Origin of the sequence: Nocardia sp. NPDC051756, assembly GCF_040681495.1 — a bacterium.
Classification (GTDB): Bacteria; Actinomycetota; Actinomycetes; order Mycobacteriales; family Mycobacteriaceae; genus Nocardia.
Map to the genome: position 1 here is coordinate 1,133,831 of NZ_JBFAYV010000003.1, position 18,567 is coordinate 1,152,397.

At 69.8% G+C, this 18,567-nt stretch carries 12 protein-coding genes; 6 read left to right on the top strand and 6 right to left on the bottom strand.

The annotated features are described in order from the left end of the window. Positions 1 to 19: 19 nt before the first annotated feature. Entirely contained in the window at positions 20 to 1,210 is a 1,191-nt protein-coding gene (locus AB0M22_RS16790) for a serine hydrolase domain-containing protein (protein WP_364726759.1), read from the bottom strand. A 473-nt stretch (positions 1,211 to 1,683) separates the two neighbouring features. Between AB0M22_RS16790 and AB0M22_RS16795 the strand changes: the two genes are divergently transcribed. Continuing rightward, the gene (locus AB0M22_RS16795; RefSeq protein ID WP_364726762.1) at positions 1,684 to 4,728 is read left to right on the top strand and encodes a BTAD domain-containing putative transcriptional regulator; all 3,045 of its coding nucleotides are present in this window, start codon (positions 1,684 to 1,686) and stop codon (positions 4,726 to 4,728) included. 57 nt (positions 4,729 to 4,785) lie between these two features. On the opposite strand, the gene AB0M22_RS16800 is transcribed toward AB0M22_RS16795, so the two are convergent. Next, positions 4,786 to 5,277: an inorganic diphosphatase gene (locus tag AB0M22_RS16800; protein WP_150400999.1), complete on the bottom strand. Its 492-nt coding sequence runs from the start codon at positions 5,275 to 5,277 to the stop codon at positions 4,786 to 4,788. Between the two features lie 173 nt (positions 5,278 to 5,450). Between AB0M22_RS16800 and AB0M22_RS16805 the strand changes: the two genes are divergently transcribed. Genes AB0M22_RS16805 through hpt form a run of 4 tightly spaced genes read left to right on the top strand, consistent with a single transcriptional unit; the run spans position 5,451 to position 9,753 of the window. Beyond that, complete coding sequence (locus tag AB0M22_RS16805) at positions 5,451 to 6,890, top strand: D-alanyl-D-alanine carboxypeptidase (protein ID WP_364727005.1); 1,440 nt, start codon at positions 5,451 to 5,453, stop codon at positions 6,888 to 6,890. 13 nt (positions 6,891 to 6,903) lie between these two features. After that, positions 6,904 to 8,034: a zinc-dependent metalloprotease gene (locus AB0M22_RS16810; RefSeq protein ID WP_364726766.1), complete on the top strand. Its 1,131-nt coding sequence runs from the start codon at positions 6,904 to 6,906 to the stop codon at positions 8,032 to 8,034. Positions 8,035 to 8,082: 48 nt separating this feature from the next. Next, positions 8,083 to 9,147, top strand: coding sequence for a tRNA lysidine(34) synthetase TilS (gene tilS / locus AB0M22_RS16815; RefSeq protein ID WP_364726769.1), 1,065 nt, complete (start codon positions 8,083 to 8,085; stop codon positions 9,145 to 9,147). 54 nt (positions 9,148 to 9,201) lie between these two features. Beyond that, positions 9,202 to 9,753 carry a hypoxanthine phosphoribosyltransferase gene (gene hpt, locus AB0M22_RS16820; RefSeq protein WP_150401002.1) on the top strand — a complete coding sequence of 184 codons (552 nt, stop codon included), beginning with the start codon at positions 9,202 to 9,204 and terminating at the stop codon, positions 9,751 to 9,753. Here the strand turns inward: hpt and AB0M22_RS16825 are convergent. The 3 genes from AB0M22_RS16825 to AB0M22_RS16835 are packed head-to-tail and all read right to left on the bottom strand — an operon-like array spanning position 9,750 to position 15,654. Then, positions 9,750 to 10,469 (bottom strand): cyclase family protein, encoded by a 720-nt coding sequence (locus AB0M22_RS16825; RefSeq protein WP_364726772.1) that lies wholly within the window; start codon positions 10,467 to 10,469, stop codon positions 9,750 to 9,752. The two genes, hpt and AB0M22_RS16825, sit on opposite strands and share 4 nt — an antisense overlap. After that, positions 10,466 to 13,093, bottom strand: a complete 2,628-nt coding sequence (locus AB0M22_RS16830; protein ID WP_364726775.1) for a protein kinase — start codon at positions 13,091 to 13,093, stop codon at positions 10,466 to 10,468. The genes AB0M22_RS16825 and AB0M22_RS16830 overlap by 4 nt, the downstream gene beginning before the upstream one ends. Next, entirely contained in the window at positions 13,090 to 15,654 is a 2,565-nt protein-coding gene (locus tag AB0M22_RS16835) for a serine/threonine-protein kinase (RefSeq protein ID WP_364726777.1), read from the bottom strand. Before AB0M22_RS16835 ends, AB0M22_RS16830 begins: the two co-directional genes overlap by 4 nt. 180 nt (positions 15,655 to 15,834) lie before the next feature. On the opposite strand from AB0M22_RS16835, the gene AB0M22_RS16840 reads away from it, so the two are divergent. Further along, positions 15,835 to 17,316 carry an amidase family protein gene (locus tag AB0M22_RS16840; RefSeq protein ID WP_364726780.1) on the top strand — a complete coding sequence of 494 codons (1,482 nt, stop codon included), beginning with the start codon at positions 15,835 to 15,837 and terminating at the stop codon, positions 17,314 to 17,316. Here the strand turns inward: AB0M22_RS16840 and AB0M22_RS16845 are convergent, their stop codons facing one another. After that, a complete protein-coding gene (locus AB0M22_RS16845; protein WP_364726783.1) occupies positions 17,317 to 18,210 on the bottom strand; it encodes a LysR substrate-binding domain-containing protein in 894 nt (297 codons plus the stop codon). Positions 18,211 to 18,567: the final 357 nt, after the last annotated feature.

Genomic DNA, 18,567 nt, shown 5'->3' on the forward strand with positions numbered 1-18,567 from the left:
GATATCGGCGCGGTGGGGGTCAGGCAGAGCAGAGCGCGGCGTCGAGCACGCGGGTGACCGCGTCGGCGGTCTCCTCCGAGGTCGGCAGCTGGTTCACTGTGACGGTCACCGCGGTGCCGTCGGCGGTCACGCCGTTGCGCGTCTCGAAGCCGGGAATGCTGCCGCCGTGGCCCCACACCTGTTTGCCGCACGGCGTGGTGCGCTGGATGAGCGCGAGACCGTAACCGGCGCCGGGCATCCGGTCGAACGGCACGGTGCGCTGCATCTCGGCCAATTGCGCTGGGGCCAGCAGCTTTCCGGCCAACAACGCGGTGAAGAACCGGTTCAGGTCGGTCGGCGTGGCGACCATGTCGCCGGCCGTGCCGCCCCAGGACGGGTCGAGGTCGGTGAAGTCGACCGACTTGCCGCCCACCAGGTGGTAGCCCTGCGGATGCGACCCGCGGATGGTCGTTTCGCGCGCGGCGGGCACGTAGGTGTCGCGCAGGCCGAGCGGTTCGATGATCCGGCGGCCGATCTCGTCGGCGGCCGGATGCCCGGTCACCCGCTCGATCAGCAGGCCGGCGATCAGGTAGTTGGTGTTGGTGTAAACGGATTTCGCGCCGGGTTCGAACTGCGGCGGCGCGGTCATCGCCCGGCGGACCAGGTCGGCCATGTCGAAGTGCTGCCAGCGCAGCGCCTCGTCGTCCGGGTTCAGCTGCTCGGAATGGTCCTGCACGACGCCGTCGGCGGAGCCGTGGCCGAGGTAGTCCGGCAGGCCGCTGGTGTGCTGCAACAGCTGGCGCACCGAGATCCGGTTCCCGTCGTTGCCGTTGCCCTGCACCAGCCCGGGCAGGTAGCGCTCGATCGGCGCATCCAGGTCGACCTTGCCCTCGGCGACCAGCTGCATGATCACCGTCGCCACGAATGTCTTTGTGTTGCTGCCGATCCGGACCCGTCCGTCCGCCGGGAACGGCGCACGGGTGTCCAGGTTGCCTGCGCCCGCAGTGAAAGTGCGATGGCCGCCGGGGCCGTCGATCACCACCTGCACGCCGGGCGTTCCGGTGCGCACCACGTCGTCCATCGCGGTGACGACCGCGGCGGGCGCCGGCTGCGCCGAATCCTTCGGCGCGGCGTCCGAAGTGTCACCGCCACAAGCGGATACGGCGAGTACCGCACCGACCAGCGCGGCCGAAAGGACCGCTTTCCCGCAGTTACGCCGAAATGGGTTCATGAGCAGTGATTTCCTCCTGTTCGAGCCGGAAGGCATGGGTGCGTCCCCGACGCTTCGAGCCTAGGAATCGGCGGCCGTCCCGCCCATGCCGCGCGCACCCGAATCCGGGGTATCGCCTACAGGGGATGCGTGGTGGTGCTAGCACCACCACGCGGCGTGCGTCGCCGGACATCGGTGGCCGCCGCCGGGAGCGCGTGCAAACATACGGTGACCGGGATCTGTACATCTACCACCGATCTCGACCCGTCGAGGGCGGACATCCGGCCGAGTCCGATGTCCGCTCCCGTGCCCATACCAGCGCCCGATCAGTTAGTTGTCATGAAAACCTCATGAATCCATTGCTTGGATGTCTGAACAATGACGTCGGATCCGCAGTGGCTCATCGGTGACTTCACGCGGGGCTGGTCGTCGAGACGTCCGACGATTGTCTACGTTCATCGTTGAACGATCGACGGTCAGAGAGAGAGGACCGAATGCTGAAGTTCGCTGTACTCGGCGAGGTGCGTGCGTGGCGCGATGAACTGGAGCTCGATCTGGGCTCCAAACAGCGCCGAGCCTTGCTGGCGGCCCTGTTGCTGCGCAGCGGACGTTCGGCGACGGTGCCCGAACTCATCGACGGTGTCTGGGGCGAGCATCCGACGCCGAGCGCGATCGGCGCGCTGCGCAACCACATCCTGCACCTGCGCCGGGCACTGGAGCCGGACCGGCCGACCGGCGCGGCCGCCACGGTGCTGGTCGGGTTCGGCGGCGGCTACGCGCTGCGGCTGGCCCCCGGCGTGGTCGATGTGGAGATGGTCGAGGACATGCTGCTCGATGTCCAGCCGGAGCGGATCGGCTCCGAGCCGGAGCACACGGTCGAGGTGGTCCGCGAGCGGCTCGACGCCGCGCTGCGGCTCTGGTCCGGCACGCCGCTGGCCGGGCTGCCCGGCCCCTACGCCGAGCGCCAGCGCACCCAGCTGGTCGAACGGCGAATCGCCCTGCTGGAGCAGCGAATCGAGCTGGACCTACGCCTGGGCCGCTACCCAGAGGTGATCGCCGAACTGACCCCGCTGTGCGGCGAGCACCCGATGCGCGAGCAGATCCGCGGCCTGCTGATGACCGCGCTCTACCACGCGGGCAGGCAGGCCGAGGCGCTCGCGGTGTACGCCGACACCCGCAAGGTGCTGATCGAACGGCTCGGCATCGAACCCGGTCAGCAGCTTGCCGAACTGCACCAGCGCATCCTGCGCGCGGATCTGCGCGTGCCGCAACGCGATACCGACAACGCGGGGGTCAGTGTGCGCCCGCCGCGGCGCACGGTCGGCCGGGTCGCCCAGCTGCCCGCCGACGTCGTCGACTTCACCGGCCGCGCCGACACGGTCCGGCAGATCAGCGAATGGCTCACCCGGGCAGACGGTTTCGCGGTGCCGGTCTGCGTGATCGCCGGCATGGGCGGGATCGGCAAGAGCGCGCTCGCGGTGCACGTCGGGCATCGGGTGCGCGAGCAGTTCCCGGACGGGCAGCTGCACGTCGATCTGCACGGCTTCGCGCAGGCCCGCGGCCCGGCCGGGCACTCGGGCACCCCGGCCGCGGACACCCTCGGCGATTTCCTGCGCGCCCTGGGCATTCCGGAGGGCGAGATCGCGCCGACGCTGGCCGAGCGCTCGGCCCAGTTCCGCAGCTTCCTCGACGGCAAGCGGATGCTCGTCGTGCTGGACAACGCCCGCGACGTCGACCAGGTCACCCCGCTGATCCCCGGCACGCCCGGCTCCGCGGTGTTGATCACCAGCCGCTCGTCCATGCCCGAATTGCCTTGCGTAGTCGGCATTCTCGGCGTGCGACTCGATGTGCTGGAGCGAGGGGAGGCGCGCACGCTGCTCGCCGGGATCGCCGGGCTGCGCCGGGTCGGCACCGAGTCGGCCGCGGTGGACAGCGTGCTCGACGCGTGCGGCGGGCTGCCGCTCGCGGTCCGGATCATCGGCGCGCGACTGGCGGCCAGACCCAACTGGAGCGTCGCCAGCCTGGCCGAGCGGCTGGCGGACGAGAAGCAGCGGCTGGGCACCCTGCGCAGCGGCGACCTCGCCGTGGAGGCGGCGTTCCGGCTCAGCTACGACCAGCTCGATTGCGCGCAGGCCAGGGCGTTCCGGATGCTGGCGGTGCCGGAGGTCGCGGAGATCTCGCTGGACGGCGCGGCCGCGATCCTCGGCTCGGATCGGATGCTGGTCGAGGAACTCTGCGAGTCGCTGGTCGATCTGAACCTGATGGAGACCAGCGCGTCCGGGCGCTACACCTATCACGATCTGCCGCGGCTGTTCGCCCGCGAACTGCACCTCGGACCGGACGCCGACGAGCCGGTGTCCGGCGCGCTGGCCCGCCTGCTCGACTTCTATCTGGCCACCATGAAAAACCTGATGACAGTGTGTAATCCGGGGTCGCGATTGCCGGAACACCTGGGATCCACGGTGGCCGAAGGACTGTCGTTCCGGGACACCATCGCCGCGCAGTACTGGCTCGACGTCGAGCGGCCGAACCTGATCTCGCTCTACGAACAGACCGCGCGGGTAGGTGGCCCCGCGCTCGCGCCGGCCGCCGACATCGCCTGGGCCACCGCGGAATTGATCGACGGCGGCCCGCACTGCCAGGAGCTGTCCCGGGCGCTGGACAAGCTGCTCGGCGCGGCCCTGCGGACCGGTGACCGCCGAGTCGAATGCCGGATCCGGGTGACGCTCGGCGCGATCTACAGCTACTCGCTCGGCACGCTGCGCCAGGGCCGGGACCATCAGCGCATCGCGCTGTCGCTCACCCCGGACTCGGCCGAGGACGTGCGGCTGACCGCGTTCGCGGCGCAGCTGCTCGCCTCCTCGACCAGGATGGGCACCGAAACCGCCGCCTCGCTCGGGCACGCCGAACGCGCGATCCGCCTGGCCCGGCGGGTCGAGGATCCGGCGGTCGAATGCGCCAGCCTGGTGCACATGGCCAAAACCCTGTCCGACGCAGGCAAATTCGCCGAATCACAGGACCGGGCGACCGAGGCGAAGACCCTGGCCGCGAAGATCGGCAACGCCGCATTGGAGGCGATGGCGACGCACGAACTGGGCGTGAGCCGCGGCTTCCAGGGCGACCACGCGCAGGCGATCGAGCTGTGCCGGGAGTCGCTGCGGCTGGCCCGGCTCAGCGGGGTGGAATTGCGCGAAGGCTGGGCGCTGGCGCGGCTGGCGCACGTGCACATGATGGCCGGGCAGCTGGAACAGGCCGAGCCGATCGCCGACGCGGCGGTCCGGATGCTCAACCGCGCCATCGGCCCGCTGTCGCGGGCCCGGGTGCTGGTGATGCACGGGCTGATCTTGCAGGCGCTCGGCCGGACCCATCAGGCCTACTGCGTATACCGCTCGGCGGCAGAGGCTTTCGCGCCGATGGAGGACGCGCACTTCACCCACGAACGGCTGAACGGCGAAGTCGAGGCGCCGATCCTCGCGCTGCTCGGTGAGCACCTGGACCAGGTGATCGCCGAGCGCAATCAGCGGCGCGCCGCCGGGTAGTACGCGAAAAGCGGGAAGCCCGAACGGACTTCCCGCTTTTCCGGCCGTACGGCAGGCTCAGTGGCCGCCGTTGTCCTTCAGCCGCTGGATCGAGGCGGTGATCTCGGTCTCGGCCTCGGCGCGGCCGACCCACTCCGAGCCCTTGACGTACTTGCCGGGCTCGAGATCCTTGTAGCGCTCGAAGAAGTGCTTGATCGCGGCCAGCTCGAACTCGGGCACATCCTTCAGATCCTGGATGTGGTCCCAGCGCGGGTCGCCGGCCGGCACGCACAGCACCTTGTCGTCGCCGCCTGCCTCGTCGACCATCTTGTACATCGCCACCGGGCGCACCTCGATGAGGCAGCCGGGGAACACCGACTCGGGCAGCAGGACCAGCGCGTCCAGCGGGTCACCGTCCTCGCCGAGGGTGTTCTCGATGTAGCCGTAGTCGGCGGGGTAGACCATGGAGGTGTAGAGGTGCCGGTCGAGCCGGACCCGTCCGGTCTCGTGATCGACCTCGTACTTGTTCCGAGAGCCCTTGGGGATCTCGATGGTGACGTCGAACTCCACGCCATCTCCTTCGGTGCATCTATGAGCATGAGCAGTCACGACTGCCGACTCGCCAGGTTGTTCGGGGGAACGGTTGCGCAACGAGGATAGTGTGGTCGGCGGGGACATGGGTGCGGCAGGCGGCTGCTGCGGAAATCAGTCGAGGAGAGCTGCGGGCTGTGGTTGGTAAGAACATCGGTGGCTTGGCTGCCCGGCGGCGCCGCAACATCTGGATCGGACTCGGCGTGACGCTCGCCGTCGTCCTCGCGGCGGGTGGTGGCGTGCTGCTCACGGTAAAGCCGTGGACCGACGAATTCCGGCACGGCGGGCTCACCACGGCCGCGCCGCCGGCCCCGGTCCGGCCGTTCCCGCAGGTCGTCCCGGCGCCCTCGAACGCGCCCGCGCCGAGCCCGGCCGGCATCGCCGCCGCGCTCGCGCCGGTCATCGGCAATCCGGATCTGGGCGCGTTCGCCGGACAGGTCACCGACGCCGACAGCGCGACCGTGCTGTGGAGCGGCGACCCGACCCGGCCGATGATCCCGTCCTCGACCGCGAAGATCCTGACCACCGCCGCCGCGCTGCTCACGCTGCCGGACAACCACCGGCTGACCACCAAGGTGGTGGCCGGGGCCGCGCCGAACGAGCTGGTGCTGGTCGGCGGCGGCGATCCGACGCTGACCGCCGAGCCGGAGGGCAAGGGCTACTACCCGAACGCCGCGCGGGTGTCCGACCTGGTGACCCAGATCAAGAACTCGGGCCGCAGCATCGACACGATCGTGGTCGACACCTCGGCCTACACCGGCCCGAGCATGGCCAAGGGCTGGGACCCGATCGACATCCACGACGGCTCGATCGCGCCGATGGAGTCGGTGATGATCGACGGCGGCCGGTTGCAGCCGCTGGTCGAGTACTCCCCGCGCACCCCGACGCCCGCGCTCGACGCCGGGCGCAGGCTGGCCACCGACCTCGGCCTCGATCCCGCGCGGGTGCGGATCGGCACTGCGGCGCCCGGCGCGGCCGAGGTGGCGAGCGTGGAATCGGCGCCGCTGCGCGACCGCCTGCGCGACATGATGGTCTACTCCGACAACATTCTCGCCGAGGCGGTCGGGCGGGAGATCTCCGTCGCGAACGGCGGCGAGGCTTCCTTCGCCGGCGCGGTCGACGCGGTGCGCACCGCGCTCGGCAAGGCGGGCTTCGACCTGGCCGGGCTGGACATGCAGGACAACAGCGGGCTGTCGGTGGACGACCGCATTCCGGCCAAGCTGCTCGACCGGGTGGTCGCGACCGCGGCCAAGCCGAACGCGTCGACCGCGGTGCAGCCGGCCGGCACCAAGGCCAGGCCCGAGAACGACCGCCTCGCATCGACTTTGGCGCCGCTGCTCGACGACCTGCCGATCGCGGGTGCGACCGGTTCGCTGACCAGCCGTTATGTCGAACGCAACCGGCAGGGCGCGGGGTTCGTCCGGGCCAAGACCGGAACTCTGTCGGTGTCCAGCGCGTTGGTCGGGTATGTGCTCGACGCCGATGGGCGGGTGCTGACCTTCGCGTTGATGTCGAACGATCGACCGCCGGAGGTGAGCAGGCCCGCCTTGGACGCGATCGCAGGCACGCTACGCAACTGTGGATGCTCGTGACGGGTGGTTGACAATGCACGGAGAAAGTTCCGACCCAGCTGATACCGGCACGGGCTCAGTCGTGCCCGCCGGCAACGGGGTGGTCGAGCAGTCCAAGAGCCGATCGGGGTTCTCCGGTGCCGTCGACTGGAAGCTGGCCGCGAAGACCGGCGCGACCCTAGTGCCGTCCGGGCCGCGGACCTCACGGTTCTCGGCCGAGCAGGTGGTCGCCGAATTGGCCGACGCGTCCGTGCGCGCGGAAGGACCGGTCCGGGAGGTGAGCATGCTGCTCGACGACCAGCCGGTGCCCGCCGCCCGGATCGTCGACCGGCCCGGCTGGATCGCGGCGGCCGCCGACTCGATGGGCCAGCTGACCGGCACCGGCGCCGACACCGGCGACCGCGGGCTGCTGCAAGGCAAACCGGCCGGCGTACAGGCGGGCGCGATGCTCGCTTTCCTGTCCACCGCGATCCTCGGCCAGTACGACCCGTTCACCGGGCCGGACGGCACGCTGCTGCTGGTCGCGCCGAACATCATGGCGGTCGAACGCGCACTCGGCGTCTCGCCGAGCGACTTCCGGCTCTGGGTCTGCCTGCACGAGGTGACCCACCGGGTGCAGTTCTCCTCCGCGCCCTGGCTGGCCGACTACATGCGGGCCAATGTCGAGGTGCTCGGCGAGGTCGGCGACGAGCCGCTCAACGAGATGCTGTCCCGGCTGCTCGACGAGGTGCGCGATCGCCGCCGCGGCGGTCGTCCCGACGATCCGGCCGCGCGCGGCGTGGTCGGTCTGCTGCGGGCCACCCAGGCGCCGCCGCAACGCGAGGCGCTGGACCGGTTGCTGATGCTCGGCACGCTGCTGGAAGGGCACGCCGATCATGTGATGGACGCGGTCGGCCCGGCCGTGGTGCCGTCGGTCGAGCAGATCCGGTCCGCGTTCGACCAGCGGCGCAAGCGCCCGACCAACCCGTTGCAGCGGATCATGCGGGCGTTGCTCGGCGTCGATGCGAAGGTCGCGCAATACGTCCGCGGCAAGGCGTTCGTGGACGATGTGGTGGGCCGGGTCGGCATGGAACAGTTCAACACCATCTGGACGAACGCCGAAACCCTGCCGCGCACAGACGAAATCGAACGCCCGGAACTCTGGGTCAGCCGCGTCCTCGGCTGACGCCGCGCCGCGCAGAGCCGGGGCGAACGGCCTCGGTAGGCTGCGGGAATGGGGCGTGCGCCGGGTGGGAGACCTCGGGTCTCCGAGCACGGGGGTGAGTTGTCGCCGGGTGCCGACGGATCGTCGAGTCCGCGCCGACTGCCGGAAACGGCCGCCGTGCTCGAGGTGCGGCGGGCGGTGCGGGACTGGGTTGTCGCCTACGCGCCGAGTGGCGAGGCTGGGACGGCTGTCGCAGTTGCGCTGTCCGGCGGGGCGGATTCCTTGGCGCTCACTGCCGCGGCCGTGCTCGAGGTAGGTGCGGTCGATGCGCTGGTGGTCGACCATCAATTGCAGGCCGGGTCCGATGTGGTTGCGGCCGCTGCCGTTGCCGCGGCGCTGTCGCTCGGCTGTCGCTCGGCCCGGGTGCTCCCGGTCGAGGTCGACGGTGCCGGGGGGATGGAGGCGGCGGCGCGCCGCGCTCGGTACGCGGCGCTGGACGAAGCGCGCGGCGGGCTGCCGGTGCTGCTCGGGCACACCCTCGATGATCAGGCGGAAACCGTATTACTCGGGTTGGCTCGCGGGTCCGGCGGACGGTCCATTCACGGGATGACCGAATGGGCCGAGCCATGGGGCCGGCCGTTGCTCGGGGTGCGCCGGGCGGTGACCCGGCAGTTGTGCGCCGACGTGGGCGTGCCGCCCTACGCGGATCCGCACAACACATCACCCGAGTTCACCAGGGTTCGACTGCGCACCGAGGTGCTGCCGTTGCTGGAGGACGTGCTCGGCGGCGGGGTCGCCGGCGCGCTCGCGCGAACCGCCGAACAACTGCGCGAAGACGGTGCGGTGCTCGACGCCCTCGCGGGTGAGCTGCTGCACACCGCGAGTGATGGCGCGACCCTCTCGATCGAGACGCTCGCCACTGCGCCGGCCGCGCTGCGCCGCCGGGCGATCCGGGCCTGGCTGCTGGCCGGCGGGGCGAAAGCGCTGACCGGCAAGCATTTACACGCGGTCGACGAGCTGATCACCGACTGGCGCGGACAGGGCGGCGTCGCGGTCGGCGGCGGCCGGCCGGGTAGCAGGTTGGTCGCGGCGCGGGAACATGGCAGGCTGACACTGCGTCTGCGCAGCGGCTGATGACACATAATGGGTCGGCCGTCCGGGAGCGAAAACCAGAAGGGAACAGCTGACGTGTACGGGGACGACATCGCGTCTGTTCTGATCACCCAGGAAGAGATCGCCGCCAAGACGAAGGAGCTCGCCGAGCTCATCGCCAAGCGCTATCCCGCCGACGCCCCCGAGGGCGACCTGCTGCTGGTCGGAGTGCTCAAGGGTGCGATCTTCTTCATGACCGACCTGGCCAAGGCGTTGTCGATCCCGACCCAGATGGAGTTCATGGCCGTCTCGTCGTACGGGTCGTCCACCTCGTCCTCCGGCGTGGTCCGCATCATGAAAGACCTGGACAAGGACATTGCCGGGCGCAATGTGCTGATCGTCGAGGACATCATCGACTCGGGCCTGACCCTGTCCTGGCTCAAGCGCAACCTGTCCACGCGCAACCCCGCCTCGCTCGAGGTGGTCACGTTGCTGCGTAAGCCGGACGCGCTGCGCACGCACGTCGACGTCGCGCATGTCGGCTTCGACATCCCGAACGAATTCGTCGTCGGCTACGGCCTCGACTACGCCGAGCGCTACCGCGACCTGCCCTACATCGGCACGCTGGACCCGAAGGTCTACTCCTAGCGGTCCGGCAGGATCCCGAAAATCGTTGCGGGGGAGCCGGAACCGCTGCGATAGAGCGGGCTGCCGACCAGGATCCAGGCGCCGGTCGCGGGGATGGCCGCGAGATTGGCCAGGCATTCCAGGCTGATCCGGTGCTCGCCGTAGAGCAGCTTGGAGACCGCGTAGGTCTGGTCGGTGCCCAGGTCGGGCCCGAAGGTGTCGATGCCGAGCGCGCCGCGATGGCCGAGCCGGCCGGTGCGCAGCAGCCACTCGATGGTCTCCACCGCGAAACCCGGTTGATGATCGGCGGATTCGGCCGTGCCGATGAATTCCGGGGTGCCCCACTTGGCATCCCAGCCGGTCCAGGCGATCACCGCCGCGCCGTTCGGGATGCGGCCGTGCCTGCCCTCCCACTGCTTCAGATCGGCGACGGTGATCGCGTAGTCCCGGTCGCGGGCGCACGGATCGCGCAGGTCGATCTTCACCGCGGGCAGCAGCAGATCGTCCAGGTCGAGTTCGTCGGCGGCCAGGCCGTCGGAATGGAAGTGGATCGGTGCGCCCCAATGGGTTCCGGTGTGCTCGCCCTGCTGGATATAGCGCAGGTAGTAGCCGTCGTTGGCGACCGTCGCGACGATGTCGGTGCGGAACTCCGGATCGTCCGGATACAGCGGCGTGGTCGCCGGATCATGCACGTGCGACAGGCTCACCAGCCGGCCGAGCGGGCGCGGCGAGGTCATCGCTTCCGCTGCGGGATGGCCCGCGCGAGCGCCAGCAGGTCGGCCTCTAGCCAGCGGAACAACCGGTAGGTAACCACGAAAGCCAGGATGCCACCCACGCTGAGCAAGCGCACCGGAACGATCACCAACTCCAGATCGCCGGCGTCGACGAAGGTCGCGCCCGCCACCCCGAGCAGCGGCACCGAGGCCGCGACGCCGAGGTAGAAGTTGCCGCGCCGGGCCAGATTTCGCAGCTGCCGTTCGTCGCCCGGCCCGATTCCGCCGCGCACCAGCAACTGTGGATACACCGAGCGGACGGCGTAGACCATGATCGGGAAGAACGGATAGGCCAGCGCGATGGCGGCGCAAACCACCTGTGCCGCAAAGAAATGCAGGAACGTCTTCGGCGGCAGGTCGACGCCGGTGAAAGCCAGGCCGAGCGGCCAGATCACGCCGGCCGCGAGCCAGAAACCGAAGGGCACCAACACCGCCCAGTCGCCCATCAGCAAGGTGTCGCGGCGGGCCTTCGCCAGCGTGCGGGCGGAATACTCGCGGCCGCGGGCCAACCGGAAGCCGATGGTCAGCGGCCGGCGGGTGAGGAAGATCAGCAGGATCGCCGCGACCGAGAAAGCGATCAGATTGTTGACCAGCCCGACCGTGGCGAACTTGGCCTGGTCGTCGGCCGACATCCGATCGATGATCAGGGACTGGTTCAGCTGGATGTTGTACCAGCTCGCGAGCGCGTTGGGCACGCCGATGCACAGGGCCGCGAACGGGATCAGCCAGCCGCGCGCCCGGTGGGCCAGGCTGGTCGGCGGCGGATCTGCCAGGTTGCGGGCGCGGGCGTCGAGGCAGAGGTCGAGCTGCCCGGCCAGCTCGGCGCCGTTGCGCCAGCGGCGTTTCGGGTCGGGATGCAGGCAGTCGAGGAGCACTCGGCGCAGGGCCGCCGGGGTGTCGGTGGGGAGTTGGGACAGTGCGGTTTCGGTGACTCCGGCGCGGCGTACGGCGAGCATCTGCGCATAGATCTCGGCGGGGGTATCGCCTGCCTGCCAGGTGTCATCGAACGGGCTCGCGCTCGTGAGCATTTCCCACAGCAGTACGCCCAGCGAGTAGATGTCGCTGCGGGTGCCCGGCGCGGGCATGGTCGGATCGAGGTGCCTGGCCAGCTGTTCCGGTGACCGGTAGGGCAGCGAATCATCTTCGTGCTGAGCCGGATTCACCGCGGGCGGGCGCGGGCCGGACTCGCTCAAGGCGAAATCGGCCAGCTTCGGGATGCCCTCGGCGGTGAAGAGCACGTTCGCCGGTTTGAGGTCGTGATGCAGGACCCCGTGGTGCTCCGCGTAATCCAGCGCGTCGGCCAGCCGCCTGCCCACCCAGGCCACCGTCTCCGGCCAGCTGAGCGTGGCGATCTCGGACCGCACGCTCGAATCCGCAGGCCGGATCTCGCCTTTCGACTCCATGGCCGCATCGATGGCGCGTAGCAGCAGCGCGCCGCCGTCTGATTCGGGGCCGGTGCGTCGCTGGTCGAGGACGCCGACCGCGGTGCCGCCGGGGAGGTACTGCATGTAGACGAGGCGCGGCGCGGCGGCGCTGAGCAGGGAACGGCCGGTGTCGGCTGTGCTGCCGCCCGAAACGCGTGGCGGCAGCTCGGTTCTCGTCGGCCGCGGGTAATCCGTGCTGCGGGCGCGCGGGCTGGCGACCGTGTCGTCGTCCGGAGCGTGCGATGCGGCGACGGTGGCGTCGTCGGGGTGGCTCGCCGGCAGGGTGCCGTCGGCGTCGCGCGAGCCCGCGTCCGTGGCATCGTCGACCCGCGACTTGCGGTCGGCCACGGTGCGGTCGGTGTCGAGGTCGGGTGGAGCGGCGACGGTGGCGTCGTCCGGGACGGTCCGCTCCATGCTGTGGAAGCCGAGTCGTCGGGGGCGGGCGGCAGTGCTCGTCTCGCGGACGGAATCGTCTGTCTCCCAATCGAACGCGTCGTCGGGGTCCTGCGCGGGGCCGGTGCTCAGCAGTCGCTGATCGAAGACCCGGACGATGTGTGCGTGATCGAGCTGCGCCATGGTGTGCGGCGCACTCGCCCGCCCCGCCGAAAGCCGCACCGCGACAAGCCGTTGCATGGACCGCTGCCTGGCCAGGAACACTCGGCCGAGCATCCCGGTGCCGAGATCGGTGATCAGGTCGAAGTCGTCGATCTGCCGGCCGGGCGCCAGATCGGCCAGTGCGGCAATGGCTTCGGTCGATTCCGCGGTGCCGAAGTCGGCGGTGCTGTCGTCGATGCCGAACGCGGCGAGGCGTTCGCGCACCTCGCCGGCGAGGTCGGGGTACTCGGCGACGAACTCGTCGATGGCCAGCGGGGCGTGCCTGCGGCGCGCGAGGAATTCCTCGCAGAGCAGGTCGGCCAGCTCGGGACTGTGCTCGACCTCCGGAAATTCCTTGCGGTACTCGGCAATCCGCTTGCCGAGTTCAGCGGCCATGGCCCAGCGTTCGCGCAGATCGATGCGCAGCAACTCGGCCAGCACCGTGAGACGCACCTGGGCGCCGTCGGGCACGTAATCCGCGAGGCGCGGCGGCGCGAACGAATCGGACCGCAGGCAGCGTTGCCACTCCGCGGCGAACCGCGCCACGGCATCGGCGCGCGGGGAGCTCACGTGCGGGTCTCCAGCACGGGCTCGGTCTGGTCGAGTTCGGACACCGCCGCAACGGTATTCGGTCCGGCCGACTCCGGCGCGACGACGCGCTCCAGCGCGCGCAGGTCCGCCTCCAGCGCGCGGAACAGCAGGTAGGAGCCGACGAACGCGAGGATGCCGCCCGCGCACAGCACCCGGACCGCGAAGATCACCAACGGAATATCGGGCGGCGGCAGGAAGGTCACGCCCGCCACCGCGAGCAGCGGCACCGACGCCGCGACCGCCAGATATCCGTTGCACCGGCGGTCCAGCCCGCGCAACCAGATCGCGTCCTCCGGGCTGATGTCGCCGTGCCGGAGGAACAGCGGATAGATGCAGCGCACCATGTAGAACGTCAGCAGGAAGAACGGATACGCCACCGCGATCGCCCCGCACACCACCAGGGACGCGAGGAAGTGCACGATCGCCCGCGCGGGCAGGTCGCCGGTCACCAATTGCAGGGTGAGCGGGAAGGTGATGCCGGACAGCACCCACAGCGAAAATGCCACGGCCACAGCGCGATCCCCGAGCAGCAGCGCGTCGCGCCGGGCATGGCGCAGCGTCTGCGGGTCGTATCGCCTGCCCTTGCGTAGCCCGCGCGGCACGGTCAGCAGCGACCGCGACATGTACACCACGATCGCGATGCCCGCGGGGAAGAACACCGCGTTCACCACGCCGGTGATCACCACGAAGCTGTGCTGGGCGTCCTCGTTCAGCCTGCTGATGATCAGGTGCTGGTTGTGCTGGATGTTGTACAGCGAGGCAAGTACATTCGGCAGTCCGACGGACAGCAGCGTGACCAGCACGAGCCACGGCCGCAGCCGCAGTCGCCAGCTGGTCGGCGCGGGATCGACGAGCTCGCGGGCGCGCGGATCCAGGCACAGCTCCAGCTGCCTGGCCAGCACCGACCCGCTGGCCCACCGGTTCGTCCGCTCCGGCGACAGGCAGCTCAGCAGCACCCGCCGCAGCGCCGCCGGGCAATCGGCCGGAACCCGTTCCAGCGCCGCGGCATCCACGCCGGAGCTGCGCCGCTCCAGCATGGCTTCGAGGGTCGTGTCGTCGCCGTGGTCGTCGGCGCCCGCGGTGCTGTCGTCGAACGGTTTCGCCCCGGTGAGCAGTTCCCACAGCACCACCCCGAGCGAGTAGATATCCGCGCGGGTGTCCAGATCCGCGGCGCTGCGCCCGAATCCGGGGTGGCAGGCCTCCAGCTGCTCCGGCGACATGTACGCCAGCGAGCCGCCGAAATAGGACACCGGACTGGTGCCCTCGACATTGCGGCTGAAGCTGATGTTGAAGTCGGCCAGCTTCGGCACCGCCTCGGCGGTCAGCAGCACATTGGCCGGTTTCACGTCGCGGTGCAGCACGCCGTGCGCCGAGGCGTAGTCCAGCGCCTCGGCCAGCCTGCGGCCGAGCCAGGCCACGGTTTCCGGCCAGCTGAGCGCGGCGATCTCGGCGCGCACGCTGGAATCCGTCGGCCGGATCTCGCCCTTCTCCTCCATCGCCGCGTCGACGGCGTCGAGCAGCAGCTGGCCGCTGCGTTCGGCGGGCGGGGTGGCGCGCACCCAGCGCAGCACGCCGAGCAGCGTGCCGCCGGGCAGGAACTGCATGTAGAGCAGCCGGAGCCGGCGCGCGGCCCCGGCGCCGTCGTCGAGCACGCGCTGGTCGAAGACCCGCACGATGTAGTCGTGGTCGAGCTGGGCCAGGGTCTGCGGCTCGGTGCCGTGGTCGGTGGAGATCTTGACCGCGACCAGCCGTTGCAGCGAGCGCTGCCGGGCCAGGAAGACCCGCGCGAACGCGCCGCTGCCCAGGCCGGTGAGCAGATCGAAATCATCGATCCGCTGGCCGATTTCGATGCGGTCGAGCGCGTCGAGCCGGCCCGGTCCGGTGCCGATCGTGGTGGGAATGGCTGTCGCCGTTCCCGTCAGATCAGTTGTGGTCGCTCGGGTCACTTCTGAACTACGAGTCGACTCGGTGGTTCGGTTCAATTCGTTATCGACGAACGCGGCCCGGGTGCGCGCGAGCGCGGTCAGCGTGGAATCCTCGAGCGCCGCGCGCCGCGTGCTCTGATCAACATCGTCGGCGTTCAGCAGTGCGCGGAGTTCGCTCGCCTGGTGTGGATATTCGCGCAGACATTCGCGCGGATCGACGCGTTCGCCGCTGTGCCTGCGGATGACGAACTCCTCGTACACCAGACCGGCGGGGATACTTCCGGGCTGAAGTTCGGGAAACTCCGCGCAGTATTCGGCGAGCCGTTTCCGGGTGTCCGCGTTCGTAGGGTTCGCGTCGAGCACGGTCCGGCGGAGCCAGCGATGTCGCAGGTCGACGCGGATCAGGTCGAGCAGCGCCGCGGTGCGCAGGGTGTGCGCGTCGGGCAGGAACTCGGCGATCTCGGGCGGGCCCGCGGCGGCATAGGCGGCGTCTTCCCAGGCCGCGGAGAACGCGGCGACAACGCTGAATTCGGCCCGCGGCGGGGGATGGCCGAAACCAGTACCCGGGTCGAAACCCGTGGTGGATTCGGAACTTCTATCGGAGTCGGCACTCATTCTCGGACCTAGTGGCTTCGGCGGACACCGAAGAATCCGCACTGGTCGGTCGGTGGATGTCGCGGAGAATTTCCGCCACACCCGACGCCATCGTCCCCCGAGCAGTATTCGGAATGATAACTTGCGGCTTGAGAGCGATCACCCGAATTCGACAACGATGCGACGGGGGACGACCAGCACATGCAGATCAAGGCCACAGCGGTGGCGGACGCGGAGATAGTCGTCGCGCCACCTGTTCGATCGAACACCGAAGCGAGTGCGCCCGCTCAAGATAGTCCGCTAGGCGCGAACGACCAAATCCCCGCCGACTCCGCCGACAAGGATGCCGCGCGCGGTCCGGCCGCGACCATCGCGGCGGGCGTGCGCGAGGGTTCGCTGACCGCGACGGAGGTGGTCGAGACGACCATGGCCCGGATCGTGGCCGAACACCGGAACACCAATGCCTTCAGCGTCATTCGCACCGAGAAGGCCAGAACCGAGGCGGCCGCGCTGGAGCAGCGTGCCGACCTCGACGTGCTGCCGCTGGCCGGGGTGCCGATCGCGATCAAGCACAACATCGCGGTGGCGGGCGAGACCCTGCGCTCCGGCTCGGCCGCCACCGACGCCCGTCCGGTCGCCGACGATCATTCGGTGGTGCGCAGGTTGCGCGCGGCGGGCGCGGTGGTCGTCGGCCTCACCACGGTGCCGGAACTCGGACTGTGGGGGACCACCGATACTCCCGAGCGGATCACCGGTAATCCGTGGAATGTCGCGCGCAGCGCGGGCGGCTCGTCCGGCGGCGCGGCCGCGGCGGTCGCCGCCGGGCTGGTGCCGATCGCGCACGGCAACGACGGACTCGGCTCGATCCGGGTGCCCGCGGCCTGCTGCGGGGTGTACGGCATCAAGCCGGGCCGATACACGGTGCCCGCGGAGATCGGCGTCGACTCGTGGTCGGGCATGTTCGAAAACGGTGTGCTCGCAACGACAGTCGGCGACGCGGCGCTCGCGCTATCGGTGCTGGCCGCCCGGCCGGACCTAGCCGAGGTGGAGCCGCCCGGCCGACTACGCATCGGCCTAGCCGTGGCTTCGCCGCTCCGCTGCTTCCCGGTCGATCGGCACTGGACCAATGCTGCGCGCACCGCGGCCTCGGTCGCCGCCGCGGCGGGTCATCTGGTCGAGCCGACCACGTTGCCCTATGGCGACGCGATGTTGTCGATCCTCTTGCGCTGGTTGGCCGTTGGCTCCCGGGACGCCGCCGCGCTACCGCACCCCGACCGCCTGCAGCCGCGCACCCGCCGCCACCTCGCGCTCGGCCGCCTGGTGCAGCGACTACGCCTGGTGCGACCGGCCCAGATCGACCGGGTCGAGGCGCGCCTGCTCGAATACTTCGAACGCTATGACGTGGTGATCACCCCCACGCTCGCCTGCCCGCCGCCCAAGGCGCGGGCCTGGCATCACCGTGGCTGGCTGGCGAATGTGCTTGCCACCGCCCGGTTTTCCCCGTTCACCCCGCTGTGGAACCTGGTCGGCTGGCCCGCCGCGTCCATCCCGATGGGCATGCATCCCGATGTCGGGACGCCGGTCGCGGCTCAGCTCGCCGGGCCGCCGGGTAGCGAATCCAGCCTGCTGCGGTTGTCCGCGCAACTGGAATCGCTGCACCCGTGGCGGCGCACCATCAACTGATCAGGCGCTGACGGCGGGTTGCGGCTGCTGGACCGAGAACCCGCCATCGACCGCGCGTCCGGCGAATTCGAGGATGGTCGGGCGCTGGTCGTCGGCCCGCCACGCGACGGCCAGTTCGCACGGCGCGAGGCCGGCCACCGGTCGCGCGGTGAGGCCCGGCCAGCGGTACATCGGCACGTTGTTCTCGGCGAGCAGGCAGACACCCAGTCCGAGACTGACTGCCTCCAGCTTGTCCTCGGGGGTCGCCGCCTCGGCGCCGATCTTCGGCTGCCGTCCGTTGCGCGCGTCGTTGCCGAGCCAGAAGTCGCGCACCGCACCGGCTTCGGTGGGCAGCGCGATGAACGGCTCGTCGAGCAGATCGGTGAACTCGATGATCTCCCGATCGGCCAGCGGATGGTTCTCCGGCAGCAGTACCCAGCGTGGCTCGGTGCGCAGCACCTGCCAGCGGTAGCGGTTCGGGTCGGGCAGTGGCAGCCACACCAGCGACAGATCCGCCTGCCGGCCGGACAGGCCGCTGGACGGGTCGGTCCACGAGGCCGCGTGCAGCGCGAGCCGATGACCGCTCGCGCTTTCCAGGTCGTTCAACAACCCACGGCCGAGCGCGGATTGGATGCCGACGCGCAGCACCTCGCCCGCCTCCTGCAGGGAGACGTTGGTGACCTCCCACAGCTCCAGGATCTTGCGTGCGCCCTCGAGCAGTTCCTTGCCTGCCACGGTCAAGGCGACGCTGCGCTGGTTGCGGTCGAACAGGACCACGTCGAGCTGGCGTTCCAGCTGACGGATCTGACGCGACAGGGTGGGTTGAGCGATGTGCAGCCGCTGAGCGGCGTTGGTGAAGTGCAGTTCCTCAGCGACGGCGACGAAATACCGCAGGTCGCGCAAATGCGGGTCCATAGCCCCTTGCTATCAGAATCAGTCCTGAATTTCCAGCCTTATCAGGCCAGAAAGTTCGGATACGGGTACCAAAACGTTCTACAGGTTTGTTAGGGACAGCATATTGCTTGTGATGGTGGGACGCACCATCGACTCCGCGAATCTTCGGCATGTGACCCCCGATCCGGCCGGTCGAATGTAGTTGGGCGCGTGACCAGCACCGATGTTTGCCGACGAGCAGTAGGGAGAGTCGGATCTGGCGGTATTCGCGATTGCCGATCGTCCGCTGGACACCCCCATATGGCCGACGGGCGGTCATTTCCTCCCTCGATAGTGATGTTCGTCACAATTTGGTTTGTATTGCTGTCCGGAACGCCT